Annotated in this window: 20 protein-coding genes; 6 read left to right on the forward strand and 14 right to left on the reverse strand. The window is 59.5% G+C overall.

Translation table 11 applies throughout. The features are described from left to right. Window positions 1–143: 143 nt before the first annotated feature. From msrQ to AC0IW7_RS24335, 6 genes are all read right to left on the reverse strand, one after another. Window positions 144–737 (reverse strand): protein-methionine-sulfoxide reductase heme-binding subunit MsrQ, encoded by a 594-nt coding sequence (msrQ, locus tag AC0IW7_RS24310; protein WP_471821377.1) that lies wholly within the window; start codon window positions 735–737, stop codon window positions 144–146. Then, entirely contained in the window at window positions 737–1,744 is a 1,008-nt protein-coding gene (msrP, locus tag AC0IW7_RS24315; RefSeq protein WP_471821379.1) for a protein-methionine-sulfoxide reductase catalytic subunit MsrP, read from the reverse strand. Before msrP ends, msrQ begins: the two co-directional genes overlap by 1 nt. 64 nt (window positions 1,745–1,808) lie before the next feature. Next, window positions 1,809–2,624 (reverse strand): CDP-diacylglycerol--serine O-phosphatidyltransferase, encoded by an 816-nt coding sequence (gene pssA / locus AC0IW7_RS24320; protein ID WP_122491881.1) that lies wholly within the window; start codon window positions 2,622–2,624, stop codon window positions 1,809–1,811. 149 nt (window positions 2,625–2,773) lie between these two features. Further along, window positions 2,774–3,790: a ketol-acid reductoisomerase gene (gene ilvC / locus AC0IW7_RS24325; RefSeq protein ID WP_122451504.1), complete on the reverse strand. Its 1,017-nt coding sequence runs from the start codon at window positions 3,788–3,790 to the stop codon at window positions 2,774–2,776. A 48-nt stretch (window positions 3,791–3,838) separates the two neighbouring features. Continuing rightward, window positions 3,839–4,330 carry an acetolactate synthase small subunit gene (ilvN, locus tag AC0IW7_RS24330; RefSeq protein ID WP_108099957.1) on the reverse strand — a complete coding sequence of 164 codons (492 nt, stop codon included), beginning with the start codon at window positions 4,328–4,330 and terminating at the stop codon, window positions 3,839–3,841. Window positions 4,331–4,332: 2 nt separating this feature from the next. Continuing rightward, window positions 4,333–6,057: an acetolactate synthase 3 large subunit gene (locus AC0IW7_RS24335; RefSeq protein WP_471821381.1), complete on the reverse strand. Its 1,725-nt coding sequence runs from the start codon at window positions 6,055–6,057 to the stop codon at window positions 4,333–4,335. 408 nt (window positions 6,058–6,465) lie between these two features. On the opposite strand from AC0IW7_RS24335, the gene AC0IW7_RS24340 reads away from it, so the two are divergent. Further along, a complete protein-coding gene (locus AC0IW7_RS24340; RefSeq protein ID WP_471821383.1) occupies window positions 6,466–6,912 on the forward strand; it encodes a DUF4124 domain-containing protein in 447 nt (148 codons plus the stop codon). 24 nt (window positions 6,913–6,936) lie between these two features. Here the strand turns inward: AC0IW7_RS24340 and AC0IW7_RS24345 are convergent, their stop codons facing one another. From AC0IW7_RS24345 to mrcB, 3 genes are read right to left on the reverse strand one after another with little or no spacing between them, the layout of a single operon-like run. Continuing rightward, a complete protein-coding gene (locus tag AC0IW7_RS24345; protein WP_471821385.1) occupies window positions 6,937–7,269 on the reverse strand; it encodes a YqcC family protein in 333 nt (110 codons plus the stop codon). Beyond that, entirely contained in the window at window positions 7,269–8,018 is a 750-nt protein-coding gene (locus AC0IW7_RS24350; protein WP_471821387.1) for a tetratricopeptide repeat protein, read from the reverse strand. Before AC0IW7_RS24350 ends, AC0IW7_RS24345 begins: the two co-directional genes overlap by 1 nt. 15 nt (window positions 8,019–8,033) lie before the next feature. Continuing rightward, entirely contained in the window at window positions 8,034–10,361 is a 2,328-nt protein-coding gene (gene mrcB / locus AC0IW7_RS24355) for a penicillin-binding protein 1B (RefSeq protein WP_471821389.1), read from the reverse strand. Between the two features lie 117 nt (window positions 10,362–10,478). Here mrcB and AC0IW7_RS24360 point away from each other — a divergent pair, with 117 nt between their 5' ends. The 5 genes from AC0IW7_RS24360 to AC0IW7_RS24380 all read left to right on the forward strand — a co-directional run bounded on the left by AC0IW7_RS24360 (window position 10,479) and on the right by AC0IW7_RS24380 (window position 14,438). Continuing rightward, a complete protein-coding gene (locus AC0IW7_RS24360; protein ID WP_471821390.1) occupies window positions 10,479–12,041 on the forward strand; it encodes a bifunctional aminoglycoside phosphotransferase/ATP-binding protein in 1,563 nt (520 codons plus the stop codon). A gap of 85 nt (window positions 12,042–12,126) precedes the next feature. Beyond that, on the forward strand, window positions 12,127–12,477 hold the full coding sequence (locus tag AC0IW7_RS24365; protein ID WP_471821392.1) for a pentapeptide repeat-containing protein: 351 nt from the start codon (window positions 12,127–12,129) through the stop codon (window positions 12,475–12,477). Next, a complete protein-coding gene (locus AC0IW7_RS24370) occupies window positions 12,474–13,226 on the forward strand; it encodes a class I SAM-dependent methyltransferase (protein WP_471821394.1) in 753 nt (250 codons plus the stop codon). Before AC0IW7_RS24365 ends, AC0IW7_RS24370 begins: the two co-directional genes overlap by 4 nt. A 36-nt stretch (window positions 13,227–13,262) precedes the next feature. After that, complete coding sequence (locus AC0IW7_RS24375) at window positions 13,263–13,535, forward strand: TfoX/Sxy family protein (RefSeq protein WP_122491889.1); 273 nt, start codon at window positions 13,263–13,265, stop codon at window positions 13,533–13,535. Between the two features lie 105 nt (window positions 13,536–13,640). After that, on the forward strand, window positions 13,641–14,438 hold the full coding sequence (locus AC0IW7_RS24380; RefSeq protein ID WP_471821396.1) for a Crp/Fnr family transcriptional regulator: 798 nt from the start codon (window positions 13,641–13,643) through the stop codon (window positions 14,436–14,438). Between the two features lie 276 nt (window positions 14,439–14,714). Here the strand turns inward: AC0IW7_RS24380 and AC0IW7_RS24385 are convergent, their stop codons facing one another. The 5 genes from AC0IW7_RS24385 to AC0IW7_RS24405 form a co-directional block, all read right to left on the reverse strand. After that, window positions 14,715–17,075 carry a DUF6160 family protein gene (locus AC0IW7_RS24385; RefSeq protein WP_471821398.1) on the reverse strand — a complete coding sequence of 787 codons (2,361 nt, stop codon included), beginning with the start codon at window positions 17,073–17,075 and terminating at the stop codon, window positions 14,715–14,717. A gap of 11 nt (window positions 17,076–17,086) precedes the next feature. Next, on the reverse strand, window positions 17,087–17,704 hold the full coding sequence (locus tag AC0IW7_RS24390; RefSeq protein ID WP_471821400.1) for a hypothetical protein: 618 nt from the start codon (window positions 17,702–17,704) through the stop codon (window positions 17,087–17,089). Further along, window positions 17,694–18,731: a hypothetical protein gene (locus tag AC0IW7_RS24395; protein ID WP_471821402.1), complete on the reverse strand. Its 1,038-nt coding sequence runs from the start codon at window positions 18,729–18,731 to the stop codon at window positions 17,694–17,696. The genes AC0IW7_RS24390 and AC0IW7_RS24395 overlap by 11 nt, the downstream gene beginning before the upstream one ends. A 1-nt stretch (window position 18,732) precedes the next feature. Then, the gene (locus AC0IW7_RS24400; protein ID WP_471821404.1) at window positions 18,733–19,815 is read right to left on the reverse strand and encodes a DUF6160 family protein; all 1,083 of its coding nucleotides are present in this window, start codon (window positions 19,813–19,815) and stop codon (window positions 18,733–18,735) included. 188 nt (window positions 19,816–20,003) lie between these two features. Continuing rightward, the gene (locus AC0IW7_RS24405) at window positions 20,004–20,612 is read right to left on the reverse strand and encodes a hypothetical protein (RefSeq protein ID WP_471821406.1); all 609 of its coding nucleotides are present in this window, start codon (window positions 20,610–20,612) and stop codon (window positions 20,004–20,006) included. Window positions 20,613–20,721: the final 109 nt, after the last annotated feature.

Consider the following 20,721-nt stretch of genomic DNA (forward strand, 5'->3'; position numbering starts at 1 on the left):
GTCAGCCCGGCGCATTCTACGCAGATCGCTCTGCTTTGCAACCCTCAATTTCAACCTAACCTATTGATTAGAAAGAAATTTTAGGAGCCTTCCGCGCCGGAAGAGGTGCGGATTATAAGCACCCAGGAAAAGCCGTCAAGCCATTACTGCGACAATCTTGCCCGACGGCTCAAAACGCCCGGAATACGGGCAACCATGAGCAGCGCACCAACTACCGCGTAGATCAACCACTCCTCTATATCCGCCCGAACCACCCAAAGCATATGCAAGAGCACCATAGCCAACACGGCGTAGACCAACCGATGCAGCACCTTCCAGCGTCGGCCCAGCTTTCTAATACTCCAGCGGTTGGACGTAACGGCCAACGCGAGCAAGCCGATAAAGGCCAAAGCCCCAACGAAGATGTAAGGGCGCTTGCGCAAGTCGATCAACAGCTGCCCGCCATCCAGCCCAAGCACAAACACGGCGTAAGCCGACACATGCAGCACCGCATAAGCAAAGCACCAAAGCCCCAACTGCCGCCGCACCGCAATCCAGCCTCCCCACGCGGTCAAGCGCTGCAGCGGTGTCATCGCTAAGGTAATAAGCAGCAGTGTCAGCGCACCCAGCCCCAAGCGATCAACAAGCACCTTGCCCGGATCTGGCCCTAGCGCAAACGCCCAGGCTTGATACAGCCAATACAAAGGGAGAACGGGGGCCAGACAAAACACCGCGAAACGCCATAACCGATATCGCATCAATAGTTAGTCCGCAAATCTAAACCGCTATACAACGAGGCCACCTCGTCATACCCATTGAACAGACGGGTCGGCATTACATTCGGACTAAACAGACTGCTCGGCAGACGTCGCTCATGCGCCTGCGTCCAACGCGGATGGTCAACGGCCGGATTTACGTTGGCATAGAACCCATACTCGTCAGCCGCCAGCGCCTGCCACGTATTAGTCGGCTGCTCTTCGGTAAGGGTAATTCGAACAATCGACTTGATGCTCTTGAAGCCGTACTTCCACGGCACGACCAGACGCAGCGGCGCCCCGTTCTGTCCCGGCAACACCCGCCCATACATGCCAACCGCAAGAATCGCCAACGGATGCATCGCCTCGTCCATGCGCAAGCCTTCTATATAAGGCCAGTCGATCAGCGAGAAGCTGGAGCTCTGCCCTTTCATTTGCTCGCGATCGACCACTGTCTCGAAGCGGACGTACTTTGCTTTCGCTGTAGGCTCGAAGCGTTTGAGCACGTCGCCCAACGAAAACCCCATCCAGGGAATGACCATTGACCAAGCCTCGACGCAGCGTAGGCGGTAAATCCGCTCTTCAAGTTGCTGCTCCTTGAACATATCCTCCAACGAGTAGCGACCCGGCTTGGCAACTTCCCCATCGACCATCACCGTCCAGGGCTCAGCTTTAAACGAGCCGGCGTAGCGTGCCGGGTCACCTTTATCTGGCCCAAACTCGTAGAAGTTGTTGTAGTGCGTAGCGTCTTTGAACGGCGTGATCGTTTCACCGCCGGCGGTAACGGCTTGCCAGCGAGCCGCCTTCAACTTGTCAGCGAACCAACCTGGTGCCGGGGCTTCTTCAACATCCGCATAGCGCGAGGCTTCTGCGCGCACGTATGCCGGCAGCGCCAATGCCGCGGCGGCGCCACCTGCGGCAGCGAAGAAGGAACGACGTGAGAGGTAAACCGATTCGGGCGTGACGTCGGATTCACTCGACGCGGAAGCAGAAGGGATTTTGATCAACATGGGGAACTCCGCGACTATCAGTGACTGACGCGCCAATAGACCGCGGAGCTGGAGGGAAATTACATCACTCAGCAGTTTTCCGACGGCGCAGGCGCAGCAGGTATTGAACAGGCCCGGACGCAGCATAGGCGAGGAATATCAGCAGCAAAATGCGAGGTGGGTCGCTGAATACCACGGCGAACACCAACACCACCGCTAGAATCGCCACAAAAGGCACCCGACCTTTGAGGTCGAGGTCTTTGAAGCTGTAATACTTGATGTTGCTCACCATCAGCATGCCTGCGGCTGCCACCAACAAGGCGATCACGAATGACATGTTCGAGCCCTGAATACCAAAGTCGCTGAACGCCCATACGGTACCGGCGACCACACCGGCTGCTGCCGGGCTTGCCAGACCAATGAAGTAGCGTTTATCGACAGTGCCAATCTGCGTATTGAAGCGCGCCAACCGCAGCGCAGCACCCGCCACATAGATGAAGGCGACCATCCAGCCCACCTTGCCCATGCTGCCCAGCGCCCACTCAAAGGCAAGGATGGCCGGTGCTACACCGAATGCCACCATGTCGGACAGCGAATCGTACTCAGCGCCGAACGCGCTTTGGGTGTTGGTCAGACGCGCAACGCGACCGTCGAGACTATCAAGCACCATCGCAACGAACACCGTGGCGGCCGCTACGTAAAAATTGCCGTTGATGGCATTGATGATCGAGTAGAAACCGGCAAACAGGTTGGCGGTGGTGAACAGGTTGGGCAGCAGGTAAACGCCGCGATGCCGGACCTTGCGCCCTTCGGCGTCGTGCCCTTCTTCAACATGTTCATCAATTGGCAGCAGGCTCTCTGCATCGGAACCGTTAGCCGGCTCCTCGGGACGTTCGTTCATGAACTACACCTTGCAACGGTTTGGAAAGTTTTCGACCAGTACGCTGATCCGGGGTTCACCCCGCTCCAGCACTGAGGCTTTATACCAGAGCCTTAGCCTAGAACGAAAAAACGCGGCCGTAGCCGCGTTTCTTCTGGATCGCAACAGCCTTAGTTCTTGGCTTTGTCGACGATCTTGTTAGCGGCGATCCACGGCATCATGGAACGCAGCTGCTCACCGATGATTTCGATACCGTGCGCAGCGTTGTTACGACGCTTGGCGGTCATCGAAGGATAGTTGGTAGCGCCTTCGCTGATGAACATCTTGGCGTATTCGCCGTCCTGGATGCGCTTCAGAGCGTTGCGCATGGCCTGACGAGATTCGGCGTTGATGACTTCCGGACCGGTTACGTACTCGCCGTATTCAGCGTTGTTGGAGATCGAGTAGTTCATGTTGGCGATACCGCCTTCGTACATGAGGTCAACGATCAACTTCAGCTCGTGCAAGCACTCGAAATAAGCCATTTCTGGCGCATAGCCGGCTTCAACCAGTGTTTCGAAGCCCGCTTTAACCAGCTCAACGGTACCGCCGCACAGAACGGCTTGCTCGCCGAACAGGTCGGTTTCGGTTTCGTCTTTGAAGGTGGTTTCGATGATGCCGGTACGGCCGCCGCCCACGCCCGAAGCGTAAGACAGGGCGACGTTCTTGGCATTACCCGAAGCGTCCTGGTAAACGGCGATCAGGTCAGGAATACCGCCGCCCTTGACGAACTCGGTACGCACGGTGTGACCCGGAGCCTTCGGCGCGATCATGATCACGTCGAGGTCTTTGCGCGGCACAACCTGGTTGTAGTGAATCGCGAAGCCGTGGGAGAAGGCCAGGGTGGCGCCTTTCTTGATGTTCGGCTCGATTTCGTTTTTGTACAGCTGGGACTGGAACTCGTCCGGGGTCAGGATCATGACCAGGTCAGCAGCAGCAACGGCAGCAGGCACGTCGGCTACTTTCAAACCATGAGCTTCAGCTTTGGCGCGGGAAGAGGAATCCGGGCGCAGGCCTACGGTCACGTCAACACCGGAGTCTTTCAGGTTGCACGCTTGAGCGTGGCCTTGCGAACCGTAACCGATAACGGCGACTTTCTTACCCTGGATGATGGAAAGGTCGCAGTCTTTATCGTAATAAACTTTCATGAATTTCCCCTGATTTCTGAGGCCCGTCAGGGCCTCGCGCTAAATGAGTTAGATGCTCAGAACTTTGTCGCCACGGGCAATGCCGGTGACGCCACTGCGGACCGTTTCCAGAATCGAACTGGTGCCCACTGCCTGAATGAAGCTGTCCAGCTTGTCGCTGGTTCCGGCGAGCTGGATGGTGTAGACGCTGCTCGTCACATCCACAATCTGGCCGCGGAAAATATCGGTAGTACGCTTGATCTCGGCACGCTGCGCGCCCGTCGCTTTCACTTTCACCAGCATCAGCTCGCGCTCGATATGAGCGCTTTCCGACAGGTTTACCAGCTTGACGACTTCGATCAGCTTGTTCAGGTTTTTGGTGATCTGCTCGATCACCTCATCATGGCCGACCGTGGTCAACGTCAGACGCGACAAGGTCGGATCTTCAGTCGGCGCCACGGTCAGGCTTTCGATGTTGTAGTTACGCTGAGAGAACAGCCCGACCACGCGGGACAGTGCGCCCGGTTCGTTTTCCAGAAGCAGAGAGATGATATGTCGCATGATTATGTCCGCTCCGTCTTGCTCAGCCACATGTCACGCATGGAGCCATCTCTGATCTGCATCGGGTAAACGTGCTCGCTGGTGTCCACCTGGATATCGAGGAATACCAGACGATCTTTCATCGCAAAGGCCTCAGCCATTTTTGGCTTCAGGTCTTTCAGATCGGTGATCTTCATACCGACGTGGCCATAAGCCTCGACCAGTTTGACGAAGTCCGGCAGCGACTCCATGTACGAGTGCGAATGGCGCCCGCTATAGGTCATGTCCTGCCACTGGCGAACCATGCCCAGCACACCGTTGTTCAGGTTGACGATTTTCACCGGCAAGCCGTACTGCAAGCAGGTCGACAGTTCCTGAATATTCATCTGGATACTGCCTTCGCCGGTTACGCACGCCACATCGGCGTCCGGGAAGTTCAGCTTCACGCCCATCGCAGCCGGGAAGCCAAAGCCCATCGTGCCCAGACCACCGGAGTTGATCCAGCGGTTCGGCTTGTTGAAGCGGTAGTACTGCGCCGCGAACATCTGGTGCTGGCCCACGTCGGAGGTCACAAAGGCATCGCCATTGGTAACTTCGCACAGGGTCTCGACCACAGTTTGCGGCTTGATGATGCTGCCGTCGCCCTTCTCGTAAGGGAACAACGCACCTTCACCACGCCACTCATCCACCTGTTTCCACCAGCTGGCCACCGCTTCTTTGTTCGGGGTTTCGCCGATTTCTTTGAGGATGGCCACCATCTCAGTCACCACGCTGTCGACCGGGCCTACGATTGGCACGTCGGCCTTGATGGTCTTCGAAATGGACGCCGGGTCGATGTCGATATGGATAATTTTGGCGTTCGGGCAGAATTTCGACGGGCCGTTGATAACACGGTCATCGAAGCGCGCGCCGACAGCCAGAATGACATCGGCGTGGTGCATCGCCAGGTTGGCGGTGTAACTGCCGTGCATACCCAGCATGCCGATGAATTGGCGATCAGTACCCGGGAAACCGCCCAAGCCCATCAGGGTGTTGGTCACCGGTAGATTCAGCATTTTCGCCAGCTCGGTGAGCGGCTCGGATGCATTGCCCATGATCACGCCGCCACCCGAATACAGAATTGGGCGTTTGGCCGCCAGCAGCATTTCAGCGGCTTTGCGGATTTGACCGGAGTGGCCACGAACGGCTGGGCTATAGGAACGAAGCTTGGCTTTCTTCGGGTAAACGTATTCGAATTTTTCCGCCGGGTTGGTCATGTCTTTCGGGATATCGACAACTACCGGACCTGGGCGGCCGGACTGAGCGATATAGAAAGCCTTCTTCATGACTTCGGGGATTTCGGACGGGTGTTTGATCATGAAGCTGTGCTTCACGATCGGCCGGGAGATACCGATCATGTCGGTTTCCTGGAACGCGTCGGTACCGACCATATTGCTAGGCACCTGGCCAGACAGGATCACCATCGGAATGGAGTCCATGTAGGCAGTGGCAATACCGGTAATGGCGTTGGTCGCACCCGGGCCGGACGTCACCAGCACCACACCGGCTTTACCGGTGGCGCGGGCGTAACCGTCTGCCATGTGGGTAGCGGCCTGCTCATGACGAACCAGGATGTGAGTCACTTCCGGCTCTTTGAACAGCGCATCGTAAATATGCAGGAGGGCACCGCCTGGGTACCCATAGATATGCTTAACGCCTTCGTCACGCAAAAAGCGGACGACCATTTCAGCGCCAGATAAAAGCTCCACGTTGTTCACCCCTAAAACGCTTAGAGAACCGCTCACAAACGAACGGGTCCGAATAGGTTTACCGCCAAGCAGAGCATGAGCGACGGTGGTCGCCGACTACGCCAGCTACTACTTGAGCAAGTATTGGGAACGCCCCTAAGTGTTTCGGGGTTTTCCCACCCAGCGCGAGGTAACGCGTTGCGGGTGTAACAGGTCGGCACGGGTATGCGCCTCATGTCTGCTGAGCTAAAGCCTGCTTGCGGCCGACTCCACTACAGCGAACGTCGAATTGTTCGGATTCAACGCCCTCAAGTCAAGTCATCCGTGGTGCTTTCTTTGAATTGCAGCTGTGACCGGGTGCAGGGTGACGAGTGGCTGGATTTGGTTATAGTTAGCAGCACGTTCCGCCGCTAATCAGAAGGACACCGCATGCGACGCATGATCATCACCGGCAGCTTGCTGTTGGCCCTAAGCGCAGCCGCCTCGGCCAGCCAGGTTTACAAATGGGTCGACGCACAGGGCAACACCCACTTTGGCGCCCAGCCGCCGCAGGGCCAGGACGCTACGCCGATCAGCACCCAAGTTTCCCAACCGAAGCCAACTGCCCCCGCGGCACTGCCTAAGTTACCGGCACCCGGGACCGTCGATGATCCGGCGCAGAAAGCCATCGATGAAAAAGTGAAGAAAGAAATTGCCGCGAAAGAGGAAGAACGCGCGAAGTATTGCGAGGCGGTGCGTACCCACCTGTCGCAACTTCAGAACAATCCACGACTGATGGTGCAAGTGAATGGCGAAACACGCCGGTTCACTGAGGAAGAACGGCAAAGCAAAATTGCCGAAGATATGAAAGCCATTACCGACACGTGCAGCGACTAACGCTCCCGCCACACCGGCAACTTCCTAGGAAGTTGCCGCGCCGATCAAGCCATCGAACTCGCCAAGCAACACGAGCAACCCGCTCGCCTTGCCTAGCTTGGCGCTGTAGACCATTTCCGCCATTGGCCGAATGCCAGACACCGACGGCAACGGCTGCCCGCTTTCGATAATGACCTTCATGCGCGGCAGAAAAATCCACTGCAGCCACTCTTCGAACGACAGGCTGTCTACGCAAAACGGTTCGACGCTAGCCAACGCATCAGCGGACGGAGGCGTCGCCGCCCACCATCCTTGAGCACGCAATTCCCGCTCAATCAGCAGCAAGTGATCCGCCAGCGCAGGCAGCCGCTGATCCATCAGAGGTTCACCTGAGCCTTCTGGCGAGCCTGGGCGGCGCCCGAGGCGTTGCCTTGTTTTTCCCGCGCTTGGGCGATCAGCCCCCACAGGCTGGCCTGCAGCGTGGGGCGGCCGCTGGCGTAGGTCAGACCACGCTGCGCCACTTGTTCGGCTTGCGCAGCATCACCTTGAGCCAAACGCACCTGAGCCAGTCGATACAAGACTTGCGGCTCGCTTGGGGCGATGCGCTGTGCGCGCTCCAGACTGGACGAGGCACCGTTTAGGTCACCACTGCTCTGCTGCTGTTGCGCTGTCGTGAGCAAGGCCAGCACCGGCCCATCCAACTGTTCGTCAGCGGCCAGGCCACCCGATGATGGAATGCCGCTTGGCGCAACAGGGGTGGGCACGCTGTAACTGGCGCTCGGCCCGGGTGTAATCGGACCCGTCGTGATCGGGCCAGGCGTAATACCGCCCGACGAGATCGGCGCACTGCTCACCGACGAGCCGCTTGGGTAAGTTTGAATGGGCGCAGGCGCGCGCCCCTGGCCCGGCACCATCACCACCACGCCGGAATCCTGCGGGACCGCTTGAGTCTGCGGCTGGGCTGGCGTTTGCGCATAGCCGCCAGTGGTCGCACGCCCATTGACGGGCGGACGGTCAGCCGAGAGCGGCGCGCCAGAGTCGACCACCGGAATCGAACCACGTTGAACACTGGCGCAACCGGTCAGCACGCTGGTGGCTATTAATGCAGGGATCAACCACTTATTCACTGAGCACCTCATCACTTAATTCATCCAACCGCGCACCCAGTCCATCACTTCCCCTGCAGGCGTTTGCCCGCCGCAGGCCGCACCGGCTGCCGGCTCGCTGCCGCGAATATACGGCATCTGTACCGCGTTCGGGCAGTTGGCATCGGAGCCTTGACCGTTGTTCGCGTCGACCCACACCTGCACCACGTTATCGGGCAGCGGCATGTTCAGCGGCAGTGGGTCAGCCTGTTTCATAAAGCCGGTCCACACCTGCAAGGCACCCGTTGCGCCGGTGAAGGGTGTGCCGCCGTTATCGTCACGCCCCATCCACACAACAGCCAACAAATCCTGACTGAAACCGGCAAACCAGCTGTCCCGTGAATCGTTACTGGTGCCGGTCTTGCCGGCCAGATTCAACGTCGACGGCAGTTGGTTATAGACCGAGCGCCCGGTGCCTTCGCGCATCACGCGCTGCATCGCGTTCTGTACCAGGTAAATGGCACCTGGATCAAAACGCTGTTGAATCTGGAACGGATAGCGCTTGAGAGGTTCCCCTTCGGCAGTCAACACACTCCGAATACCGCGCAATGGCGTGTTGAAACCACCATTGGCCAGGGTCTGGTACATGCCGGCCACTTCGATTGGACTGAGCGCGCCCGCGCCCAGCAACATCGACGGGAATGCCGGCCACTCACGGGAAACACCCAATCGTTGGAGCGTCTTCAGCACATTCGGAACACCCAGCTCCAGCCCGAGCTTGGCGGTCGACAAGTTGTAGGAGTTAGCCAGGCCTTGGTACAGATAAATCGTGCCGTGAGCCTTGCGATCGTAGTTTTGCGGCGTCCACACCTGACCGTCTTTCCCCTTGACCGAGAAAGGCTCGTCCTCCAGCCAACTGGTCAACGTGTATTGGCTCGGACGTTCCAGCGCAGTCAAGTACACCGCCGGCTTCACCAGCGAGCCAATTGGCCGCACCGCGTCCAACGCGCGGTTGAACCCGGCGAAGCGCGGTTGACGGCTGCCAAGCATGGCCTGGATTTCCCCGCTCTCCGGATTGGTCACCACCATGGCGGCCTCCACTTCGTCCGCGCCTTTACGGCCTTTGAAGCCCTTTAGCGTGGAGTGCAGTGCGTTTTCGGCTTTCTGCTGAAGAATCGGATCGAAGCTGGTGAAGATTCGCAGGCCTTCTTCCGTCAAGTCTTCATCGCGGTAGTCCTGACGCAACTGGCGCTTCACCAAATCGAGGAACGCCGGGTAGGAACTGTCCGCCATGCTGCCGCGCTTGGTCACGCCCAGCGGCATTTTCTTGGCCGCTTCGGCCTGTTCGGCGGTGACGACGTTTTGCGAAGCCAACAGATCAAGCACCAGGTTTCGGCGCTCGAGGGCACGATCCGGGTTGCGGCGTGGGTTATAGAAAGTAGGTCCCTTCACCATGCCGACCAGCAACGCCACCTGGTGAAGCTTTAGTTCGGCCAATGGCTGGCTGAAGAAGTACTGGCTGGCCAAACCGAAACCGTGCACAGCGCGCTGACCGTCTTGGCCGAGGAACACTTCGTTGAGGTAGGCCTCGAGAATTTCCTGTTTGCTGTAATGCACCTCCAGCAGCACCGCCATCATTGCCTCGGTGGCTTTACGCGTCAGGCTGCGCTCGCTGGTGAGGTAGAAGTTTTTCACCAACTGCTGGGTCAGCGTACTGCCGCCCTGGCGCATCTGCCCGGCGCTGGCATTGACCCAGAACGCCCGGGCGATGGATTTTGGCGACACGCCAAAGTGATGGAAAAACTCGCGGTCTTCGACCGCCACCAAGGTTTCAACCAAATAAGGCGGCACCTGGTCGAGCTTGATCAGAATCCGGTCTTCGTTGTGGGCCGGGTATAGCCCGCCAATCAGCAGCGGCTCCAACCGCGCAACGGCCAGGTCCTGGCCGCTGGCCTGGTTAAGCCCGGCCACGTAGTCGCCGGAAAACTTCACCCGAATGCGCTGCGCCGGCTCCGCACCTTCATAGAACTGGAAGCCACGGGTATTCAAATCAATGTTATTGCCCGCCACCACGGCTGCGCCGGGGCCGGTCACCGATGTTTCGCGGCGATAGCCAAGGGCATCCAGTTCGGTGAGGAAATCGTCTTTAGCCAGTTTCTGGCCCACAAACAATTCCAGAGGACGGGCGTAAACCTTGGCGGGAATCGTCCAGCGTTTGCCAGAGAATTTCTCTTGCACCACAGCATCGAGGTACACGGCGAAACCGGCCACGACCACCAGGCCGACAAGACTGAGTTTGAGCAGCCACCCCAGCCAGGGGCGCATGCCACCAGAGCGGGATTTAGGGCGCGAACGAGAGGGGCGAGAAGATCGGGTACGTGTCATGGCGGCGCATTATACGCACTTTGCCTGGGCCAGACAGACGCCTCCCAGCGGTTTGCACACTTGCTCACAGCCGCCATAATGGCCGCCTGAATTCAGTCCGTTATTCAAGGAAAGACCGTGAGCCAAACCCTGATTGCCGCCTTGCAGAACCCGGCCCTTTACCCGCATCCGGTAGAAGGTTTCCAGGTCATTGAAACGCACATCTCCTGGGTGGTGCTGACCGGTCCCTTCGCTTACAAAATCAAAAAGCCGGTCAACTTCGGCTTTCTCGACTTCACATCCCTGAAGGACCGCGAGCATTTCTGCAACGAAGAGCTGCGCTTGAACCAACGCCTGACCGAAGGGCTGTACCTCGAAGTGCTGCCCATCACCGGAAGTGCCGAGGCTCCGCAAATCAACGGCAGCGGCCCGGTAATCGACTACGCCCTGAAAATGCGCCAGTTCCCCCAAAGCCAGCTACTGGCCGAAGTGCAGAGCCGCGGCGAACTGACTACCGACCACATCGACGCACTCGCCACACAGATCGCGCAGTTCCACCTGAACGCGCCGCGCGTGCCGCAAGACCATCCACTCGGCACCGCCGCCGCGATCATGGCGCCGGTCACGCAAAACTTCGAACAGATCCGCCCGATGCTCTCGGAAAAAGCCGATCTGCTGCAGCTCGACGCGCTGCAAGCCTGGGCCGAAGCCAGCTTCGAGCGCCTGCAGCCGCTGTTCGAGCGTCGTAAAGCCGAGGGTTTTATTCGTGAATGCCACGGCGATATCCACTTGGGCAACGCCACCCTGCTGGACGGCAAAGTGGTGCTGTTCGACTGCATCGAATTCAATGAGCCCTTCCGCCTGACCGACGTCACCGCCGATGCCGCCTTCCTGGCAATGGACCTCGAAGACCGAGGCCTCAAGCCGTTGTCGCGCCGTTTCGTCAGCGCCTGGCTGGAACAAACCGGCGACTACGACGCGCTGGAAATTCTCAACTTCTATAAAGCCTATCGGGCGATGGTGCGTGGCAAAGTCGGCCTGTTCCGCCTCGGCCAGGAAGAAAGCGCCGTGCAACGCGCTGTAATTTTGCGTCAGTACCGCAGCTATGCCGCCCTGGCCGAAAGTTACAGCGCCATTCCCTCGCGTTTGCTGGCGATCACTCATGGTGTTTCGGCCGTGGGCAAAAGCCATGTCGCCATGCGCTTGGTTGAAGCCCTTGGCGCCATTCGCTTGCGCTCGGACGTCGAACGCAAACGCCTGTTTGGCGAGCAGAAAACGGCCGAACAAGGGCAATTGACTTCCGGCATCTACAGCGAAGACGCCAGCGTTGCCACGTACCAGCGCCTGCATCAACTGGCGGAGTCGGCCTTGCGCGCCGGCTTCCCGGTGGTGATCGACGCAACCTACCTCAAACAAGCGCAGCGCCAGGCCGCGTGGGACGTTGCGCAGGAAACCGGTGCCCCATTCGTGATTCTGGATTGCCAGGCGCCCGAAACCGTCATCGCCAGTTGGCTGGCGCAGCGTCAGGCGGCCGCGCAAGATCCTTCGGATGCCACCATTGAGGTCATTCGCGCCCAGCACAACAGCCGCGAGCCGTTGAACGCAGAGGAATTGGTGCTGACCAAACGCGTCGACACCCACGAAAGCGCTAGCCTCGACTCCCTGATCGAACGCATCCGCCAGCGCCTGCCAGGCCTCTAAGCCTCCGCGATCACCGCGCTCAGCCAGCGGGCAGAGCTGAGCGCGGCTTCTATACTGCCGATGAACCCCACATCGGAAGCCCGCCATGAGCAAGCCGCGTCAATTGGAAAATCCGCTGTACGTGCTGCTGCACAACGAAGACATCGAAGGCGTGAACGCCTTGAAAGCCCAAGGTGGCGACTTCGACTTTACCGGCGCCGACTTTCGCGGCCTGGACCTGCGGTTGCTTGAAGCCGACGGTTTCAACTTCACCGATGCTTACTTTCGCGGCGCCGATTTGCGCGGCATGGATTTGCGCAACACGCGCATGGACGGCGCGAGCATCGCGCACGCGCAAATCTCCGGGGTGTTCTTCCCCATCGAACTGAGTGCGGATGAAATCGTGATGTCGCTTACTTACGGCACGCGCATGCGCTATCGGTCCCCGACTTCATGAGCGAAATTGCCCAACTGTTCGGTAACCGCGCTGCCGCATACGCCAGCTTCCGCCCGCATTACCCGGATGCCTTGTTTCAATGGCTGGCGCAGCAAAGTCCGAGCACCGAACGCGCACTGGATATCGCCTGTGGCTCTGGTCAGGCCAGCGAGCCGCTGCTTGCCCACTTTCGCCAGGTGTTGGCCTGTGACGCCAGCGTTGAGCAACTCGCTGCCAGCGAAACGCTCCGGGCGACGTCGGTGTTTGCCGCTGACGCAACGGCCATCCCGCTGGCCAGCCGAAGCCTGGATCTGATCATTGTCGCCCAGGCGCTGCATTGGTTTGCCGGCCCCTCCTTCTTTAATGAAGTGCAACGGCTGTTGAAACCGGACGGACTGTTTTGCGCCTGGTGTTATGGACTGATGAGCATCGACGAGGCGATTGACGAAGTGATCAACGATTTCTACTGGAACACGCTGGGCGGCTACTGGCCAGCCGGGCGCGCCAGCATCGAGGCCGGCTACCGCGACATTCACTCACCGCTGCAACCGATAGCGATGCCCGCCTTTTCCATGCAGGCGCAGTGGAGCTTCGACCATCTGCTGGGGTATTTGCGCACGTGGTCAGCGTGCCAGTTGTGGGAGCGCAAAAATGGGCGCGATCCGGTCGCCGACGTCGCCCCGGCACTGGAAAAAGTATGGAGAGATGTCAAACAGCCACGTTTTGTGAACTGGCCGCTACACTTCCTGGCAGGGTCCCCGTCGCGCTAACCGCGGGGGACTAAGCACGGCAGCCAAGGAGGCGCGATGAACGACGAACTGCAACACCTCAAAAACCTGGGTAAAACCTCATCGCAATGGCTGCATGCCGTCGGCATCCATAGCGCAACCGACCTACGCCGCCTGGGCGCAGTGGGCGCTTATCGTGCCGTGCAGGCGCGCGGGTTCAGGGCGTCGAAGGTCTTACTCTATGCAATCGAAGGTGCATTGCTGGATGTGCACTGGAATGAGTTGCCTCCGGCCCACAAAGCGGAGTTGAATGGCCAGCTCGACGCTATGCCCCCGCACAATAAGAGCTAGCTCACATCCTCTGCGCTCGAGGATTTACGCCGAGGCGGCCACGAACTATTGTTTCAGGGACCTTCGTGCGTTCTCGAAAGCCCAGCCAGTTCAAGGAATTACTGTATGTACCTACTCGGGGAGCAACCGGCATACGCCGACCAGCTGATCAACCGACTGCAAGGCATCCCCACGCAACTGCTGGAAGGGCTTGCGCCTTCGGGCGCGACCTTGTGTCTGGAGCGCACCGACGACCTCGCGCTAGCAGTGCCGGGAAATCAGCTGTTCATCATCGAAAACGGCTTGCTGCATGCGTTGGTCGATGAGCGCCCGTTGTTCTATCTGCAGGAAGGCGATCTGTTCGGCCTGCGCCAAGGCATCGAATTTCCCACCTGCCGGTACAGCAGCGAAGAACCCCTGAGCCTGGTGCCGTACACCCGCAGCGAAGTGTTCAAACATATCTATGCCAGCGAAGTGCGGCTGGAACTGTTCGTTCAGTACTTGATTGGCCATACGGCGCTGCTGTCCGACGCGCTAGCGCGTTTGAAGCAGCCGGAAATTCGTCCCGCCACCGGCTTCCAGCATTTTGCTGCCGGCGAAGAGCTGATTCACCAGGGCGACGAAGCCGACCACGTATTTATCATCATCGAAGGCCACGCCGAGGCTTACGTCGACGGCCATAAGGTCGGCGATGTACAGAAAGATGAAATCTTCGGCGCCATGGCGGTGTTCACTCGCGAGAAACGCAGCGCCACCGTTCTGGCCAGCGAGCCGTGCACGGTGATGGTGATTCCAAAGGAACAGTTTCTCAGCCTGACGCAAAGCAATCCGCGTATCGCCCACAGCCTGATTGAAAGCATGGCGCGGCGCATCGACCTACTAAACAAAGAAGTTACACAGCTGCGTTTGCCCGCTAGCGAGTAAGCCGTACGCTGTACGCAAAACCCGGCCAAGCGCCGGGTTTTGCGCTTTTAAAGCCCGGCGAGAAAAAAGTTTGGGGGAAGGGGTTGACTGAGAAATGAGAATTGTTATTATTACCGCAACTGGTCGCGAGATCAGTCGATATTTTGAGAGACCTTCAGTCGGCCTTTCAGATTATCTCCTCATCAGGCTAATCACGGTTTTTGACCCGGCTCTTGCCGGGTCTTTTTTTGCCCGCGAAAAAGTGCGCGATGCGCTAGCCGCGAAACGGCCGCGCGCTTAGTTAATCGGCGTAGCGGTGAGGTTGGCGCGAATGTCTGCGTTCTGCGCCTTGATGCCATACATGGCTGTCACCGCGCCGCCGGTGGGATGCACATTCTGCAGGCGATCCACATTCACCTCTTTGAACGTAATGCGCCCGTTCACCGCAAACCCCAGCGGATCAGGCGTCACGGTCGTGCCCGCGTTCGCCCCGCTTTTCACTTTTACCTTGGTCGGTGCGACGTCCAGGTTCAGGTCGGCATTCACGCCATAGGTATTGGCGTTGGGATTGTTGGGGTCGCCGTCGGAGGTGGAAAAGTTGTCGATGACCAGCTGCGCCCCGGTGCCGTTGCCTGCCGTGCGGTTGGTTTCCCACAGCACCTGGTTGCGCTTCTCGTCGGTGGCAACGCCATTGACCGCGCTGTCCACCGCCGTATCGCGCACAAACACGCTTTTCAGTTTCACCGACACGCCTTCGTTGCCGCGATCTTCCCAGCGCCCGCCGCTGGCGCCACAAGCGCTGGCCGTACCGCCACTGCCGCCGACACACAACGCACCGGCGCCGCCTGAACTCAGCGCCAGGGTCGAACCCTGTTCATACCGCTTGAGCATGATCCGCCCAAGACTGGTGCCTGTGGCGCGGTCGCCCCAGCGCACATCGCTGACGTCCAGCTTCGACCAATACGTGCCCTTGCGCAGCTCGACGCCGCCCTTCTCCCCCGCCGCGCCTCTGCTGATATCCAGCGTGCCGTCACGGAAATGCATGTCGTAACTGGTGCCCGACAACCACAAGCCGCGCCCAGCCTCGTCGACCGTAATCGCCGCCCGCGCTTCGGTCACATAGAAGTCGGCGTTGTAGCGCACGCCGCTGCCAACGTTGCCGCCCGGTTGAATGGTCAGTTGGCCATTAAGGGTGAAGTCATACGCGGGAAAAATCTCCATCAGCACCAGCAGCTCGGTGCCGCCCTGCAATGGCGCCGTGGCGCTGCCGACCCGCAGACCATCGAAGCTGTAACTGCCCTTGACGTTGTTCAGGCCCACGCGCAGCCCATCGTAATGGCCGTTATAGCTGCCCAGGCTCATGTCGCTCTGGGTGCCGGCGTAGCAGCCGGTGCTGGCCCCAGCGGCGCAGCTTTTGGTCACATCGAGCGTCACCTGGCCGCTGCCGTTGGTGCGCAGGCCGCTGAACCACATGCTGTTGCCGTTATCGGTCAGCGATACCGAACTGTTGACCATGTTCCAGCTCACGTCTGCGGTCACGCCCTTGAGCCCGGAATTGACGTCGCCGCCCGGCCGCAGCTTTAGCCAGTTCTGCTTCGCGCCGTCATCGAGGAAATTCAGATCAATCCCAAGGCTGCCGAGCTTCTGGTTGCTGGCGTTGCCAATAATGAGACCACCCAAGGTCGCGTTCAGACGCAAATCAGGAAACTTCACCTGAGCAAATGTCCCCACCGTGTCGCTTGCCAAGTCCACCGTCAGGCCACTGGTGCTGCTCAGCACGCCAGCAAAATTCTCGGCCCGCAGCACGCCTTCGTCCTGATACTGAAACAGGCTGTTGGTGATCGCGATATTCGGCCGAATGCGGATGCCCTGCCCGCTGGCGCCGCCACTGGCAATGCTCAAGCTGCCGCCCAGACGCAGGTCAAGCGTCAGCGAGCCAAAACTCTTGCTCGCGTTAGGGTCGCGAGTGTCCGGATTTGTCGGCGTCGCCAGCACGCCGTTCACCGCGTCGCCATGGGCCAGGTCGAGGCCGATGCCAGCGATGCTCGCCAGCACCCGCGAATTGCCGAGGTCGAGTTTCACTTCCTTGCCGCTGCCGCCATTGACGATGTCGACATACGCCGCGTTGAGGTAGGCGTTCAGCGACATGCCGTTGACGATCAGGTCGTAGCCGTTATCGCGGTAGTAAAACGTCACGTCGGTCAGCGACAGCGTGCTGTCATCCAGGCCGATGCCGCTCACCCCGCTGCTGCCGCCGCCTTTTACCTTCAGCGTCGCGCCCAAGGTGTAAAACGCGCGGAAACTGCCGAAGCTGTTGCTGCTGCCGGCCATCTCGACGTTGTTCACCGCCAGCACTTGCGGGCTGGCTTTGTGTTCGACCACCAACTGATTGCCGACCACATCGACCTTGGTGGTCGAGCTGGCCGTAGCGCCACTGGCCGGCCGATTACTGACATCTTTGAGCGCCACGGTTTTGCCGTCTTCGCTGTAGCTGACCGTGCTTGCCGACCAACCGCCGCCGCTAATTTCCATGCTGATGCCGGACTGGCCGTTGACGCTGGCCAGCCCCTCATCGTCCAACGCCTGCATGGCCAGCGCCGGCGCACTGAGGCCCAGCAAGACCATGCACAGTGGTAAACGCAGCAACGAACGGCGCATCGGCTTACCCCTCAGTTTTTAGGAAACACCAGCACGTTGCCTTGCATACGAATGCTGCCGTCGATTTTCGCCGAGAAAATATTGGTCTGCTGATAGCTCGCATCGCCGCCGTTAGCAGCAGTGCCGGCCTTGTTGCGCCAGCCGCCCTGGTTGGCCACCGCGAAGGTGAAGCGGGTGTCTTGAAACTTCACTTCGTTGGGCAGGCCAAACTCCAGCGTGTCCTGGGCGAACGTGGCGCCATCGCCATTGAAGCCGCTGTCGATAAACCGTGTGCGAAGAGTTAGACCGTCGAAGCTGAACACGCCTTTCATATTGTCCAGCACATACCAGCCACCGGCGGCCTCAGCGCGAATAGCCAGGCGCATGCCGCAATCTTCCGGCGAGCTGGCGCCAAGGGTGGCGCAACTGCGTTGGTTGCCCGTCCAGGCGCTGGCGGTATTGGTGGTTGGCGTCGACCACAACACGCCGCCATTTTTATTCACGCTGAAATCACCTGACAGGTACACGCCGCCTTGGCCGCGGGTGGCGCTTAACGCGTCATCGGCCATTGGCTGCAACTCGCTGCGCGCCAGTGCTGGCAGCAGCAAGGCCAGCCACAACACCAACCACTCGATGCGCTTAAAGGTCATGGCTGGTCACCTTCAGGTAATTAATGCTCAAGCCCTGCAGCGTGTTGTAGCCAAAGTTGTAGCCGCCGGTGCTGTAGTTGCCGCTGCCGACTTTGAGGTTGTCGATGACGATATTGGTGCGCGGCGCATTGGCGTAGAAATCGGTCGCCAGCGTATTGCGCTGCGCTGCCGTGGTGCCGCCTGCCGTGGGGTTGGGCAGCTCCAGCACAAACTGGCCGTTGCTGTTTACATCGAACAGCAGCGGCTGGGTTTTGCCGTAACCCAGCGAGATGTTCGCGTACATGTTGCTCAGCGTGATGGTGCGCGCCTCTTGGTCGGCAGCCGTGGCGCAGTTAGTAGCGCCGGCCGCGCACGACATTACGGTCAAACCTTTCGCGTATAAATTCAGGCGCATCTCGCCGACCAACTGACTACGAGCGCTATCGCCCCACAACCGCAGGTACGAGCCGTCCATGGCCAACTCGGCGATGTCGATATTCAGAATGTCGGTGCGCCCAGCGGCCACCTGAAAGTCGAAGCGAATACCCAGGTCAGCTTTCTCGCTGGCCCGGCTCGAACAGTTACTGCCTGCCGCCGCGTAGCCGGAAATACAGGCTTGCCCGGCAGCGCCTGTCAGCCGCTCGGGAAAGGTCAGCGCCAATACCGCGACATTGCTCGGCGTGGTTTGCACCCACACGCCATCGTCGCGAAGGGTGCGCAGGTTTTCGCCTTTGTTGAGGTCGAGCGTGAACGGCGAACTGAGGCGGCCGATGGTCACGGGGTTGAGGTTGGCGCCTTTGTTACTGCCGGCCGCGCCCAGGTAAAACTCTTTCACCGAAATCGGCACGTTCTGGCCGCTGCCGTTGGTGATGTCGTTGATGGTGATGGTCGCGTTGTTGGCGTCGAGCAGAATGTCTTCCAGCACAAAGCCGAAGCCGGCGCCTTGCACGCCCGACAATTCCTGGTCGTCCAGGGCCTTCATCTCGGCCTGCGCCAAGGCGCTGAAGCCCAGCAAGGCCAAGCCAGCGAACCGCCAGAGGGCGCTCATGTCAGCAACCCGCAGTGGCGCTGCCGAGGCAGGTGTCTTGCCGCGGAATACCGTTGAACGCCTGGTTGAAGTCGATGTTGATCGGCGAAACCATATTGCCGTTGGCGTCCCGGTACTTGGGCATGTTCATGAACGCGCCCTTGAGGGCAGTCATAAAGCTGTTGCTGTCCAGATCGCGCCAAGCCACATCCTTGGTTTGCAGCGAGATGAAAAAGCCTTTGGCCGCGCCTTCGATAGCGGCAGTGCCGGCTTGATCGGCGACGCCCAGGTTGCCCACCGGCAGCGATTTGAATTGGTCGAGGTTGAAGCACGTCTGAATGCCCAGCAGTGCGCAGCCGTTGGACTTGATAATGCCCAGCGCGGCGTCCGTCAGAATGGGCAGGCAACCGCTGGTGCACGTCAGGCCGTCGCCATTCTTCACGCCCGCCTGGGTGCCGCGAATCGGGTCGGCGGCGCCACTGCCATTGACCAGTTGCGCGTCCGCCTCCAACACGCTGGAGGTGTAAATGCCGCCGATGCCCAAAATCAGTTTCTGGCCGACGTTGGCCTGGTCATAAATCGCCTGGCCCGTGCCCTTGATATGCACCGGCACGTTGCCGGTCAGGCTGGAAATGTCGCCGGACAGCGTGCCTTTGGCCTCGCCAAAACCGATGCGCACGCCGATGACTTTGTTGCCCTCATACGCCAGCTCGATAAATGGATTGGCGATTTTGAACGCATTGATGCTGTCGTCGGCATTCACCGTGCCGAGGGCAAAGTTGTTAATCAGAATGTCGGAAGAACCCGCCACTTCGCCCGGCCGAGTGAGGGAATCGTTGTACTGCCCGAGCTGAAGTTTCTTCATATTCAGCTGAGTGTCGAGATTCACGCCCAGGTTGACGCGCGTGTAGTTGATGCCCGCGTTGGAGTCGGTCGTCAGGTTGATGAACGCCTGCCCGGTGACGTTCGACAGCTCACTGTCGGCCAGCGCCTCGAGCTTGGCCTGCGCAGCACCCGGCAGCACGGCGACGGCAAGCAGCGCCAGCGCAAACAGCGAACGCAGAGGGGACCGGTGACCTGCGGCAAGGCTACGGGGCGAGCGCATGGCGATTTCCTTATTCTTATTGTGTTCGGACGCTTGGCAGCGCGCGGGCGCGGCAAGAATCTACGGCATCACTATAAGAACCTGGGCTGCAACCGGCGCCCGACCCATAGTCGAGTCTGTAGCGGGGAGTTCGAGGGGCGTGTGGGGCGACTGTTACGAGACACCACACTGGCGTAACGCCACTGCGCTCAGTGCTGGCGAAACAGCGCAATCAGGTGATCGGCAATGGCGCCTTTGATGGCGTCGACACTGAGTTTGGAGCTGTTGCCTAGCTTGTCTGGATTGATGCGATGCAGATGCAGCGACGGCATTCGCGCCTCGTACTCGCGCAGGTCGCCCTTGATCAGCACCGGCAGAAAGGTCTCGCCCTTGGCCGCGTAGCGTTGAATGAGCAGCTTGAGTCCCTCTTGAAACGGCAACTCCTTCGATGCCACCAGCCGGTGCTCGCCTGGAATCTTCAAGTACAACCCGGTATAGCCCATGGTTTCGCCCGGCAGGATGTGAATGCCGGTGGGCTCGACCGCATCGGACGGCACGTCATTGAACGTGTCGTGCCAGGCCTGTTCATCCGGAAGAATCGTGATGCTGCCCTCCTCCGACTCCGGCACCACGAAGCTGTAATTGCTGTACAGCTTTTCCACATAGCTGGAATAGATGCACAACCGATTCTCAAACCGCTGCAAAAACGCCACCGCTTCGCGGCGGTCGGTGATCGCATCCAGGTCCCAGTCGAGGTCGCTTTGACGCTCCAACTCATCCCAACGGGCTTGGGCATAGGCGGCGGTGGAAGTGGACATGGGCAATCCGTAGAAGAAAGGCAGACACCCTGCTATCGCAGAAAACATGCCAAGGGATTCAAGTACTTAAATCGGGGGCGGCGGGGGCGGGAGATGGGAAGGGTGCGAC

The organism is Pseudomonas sp. AC229, assembly GCF_979254655.1.